At 69.5% G+C, this 1,111-nt stretch carries 1 protein-coding gene; it reads left to right on the top strand.

Going from position 1 to position 1,111, the window contains the following annotated elements; genetic code table 11:
- Positions 1-109 precede the first annotated feature (109 nt).
- On the top strand, positions 110-1,111 hold the full coding sequence (locus V6N00_RS17180; protein WP_334234324.1) for an IS481 family transposase: 1,002 nt from the start codon (positions 110-112) through the stop codon (positions 1,109-1,111).

The raw sequence follows: 1,111 nt of genomic DNA, 5'->3' as shown, positions 1-1,111 counted from the left end.
TGTTGTGGGTCCTGACGTTGCCGACAGTGGGGCGGGGATGAGGAAACGGGCTCCTGGTCGGCACGATGGGAGGTGCTGAAGCCATCCACGTGCAGAAGGAGCCCGTTTCATGACCCACGCTAACGCCCCGCTGACCCCGGCCGGCCGACTCCGGCTCATCGATCGTGTCCTGGCCGGTCAGGGCCGCCCGATCGCCCATGTCGCCGCCGAGGCCGGGATCGCCCGATCCACCCTGTCGGTGTGGGTGGGCCGGTACCGCGACGGCGGGATCGAGGCGTTGGAGGACCGGTCCAGCGCACCGATCAATCGTCCGTCCCGGCTGCCGGCGACGGTCGTGGACTTGATCGAGGCGTGGCGGCGGGCGCACAAGTGGTCCGCCCGGCGTATCCACCACGAACTGGCCGCCCGCGGACACCACTGCGCCCTGCGGACCGTGTCCCGGTGGCTGGAACGATTGGGGATCGCCCGACGCCGGGACCTGGACCCGACCGGGCAGTCGAACCGAGCACCGGGCAAGATCACCGCCCGGTTCCCCGGGCACATGGTTCACCTGGACGTGAAGAAGGTCGGCAAACTCCGGGACGGCGGCGGGTGGTGGGTCCACGGCCGTGGGTCCGCTCAGGACCGGGCCAAACACGCCACCCGGGTCGGGTACACGTTCGTGCACACCGCGATCGACGGGTACTCGAGGCTGGCGTACACCGAGACCCTCGAGGACGAGCGCGCCAAGACGACGATCGGGTTCTTCCACCGGGCGGTCGCGTTCTTCACCGCCCACGGCATCACCCGGCTCGTGCGGGTCGTGACCGATAACGGGAACAACTACCGGGCCAAGGACTTCACCCGGGCCGTGCTCTCCGCCGCGTCCCGGCACCAGCGGATCCGCCCCTACACGCCCCGCCACAACGGGAAAGTGGAAAGGTACAACCGGCTGCTCGTCGACGAGGTCCTTTACGCCCGCCCCTACGCCTCTGAACCGGCTCGCCGGCACGCCATCGACGTGTGGGTCAACCACTACAACTACCATCGACCCCACACCGCCTGCGCCGACCAGCCACCCGCCAGCCGCGTCCCGGCCCGCGTCGCCAACGTCATGACCTCCTACACCTAG

The sequence above is a fragment of the Tersicoccus mangrovi genome (assembly GCF_036881825.1).
Lineage (GTDB): Bacteria > Actinomycetota > Actinomycetes > Actinomycetales > Micrococcaceae > Tersicoccus > Tersicoccus mangrovi.
The sequence above is the reverse complement of the archived record's forward strand: the minus strand, read 5'-3'. Positions and strand labels throughout refer to the sequence as shown.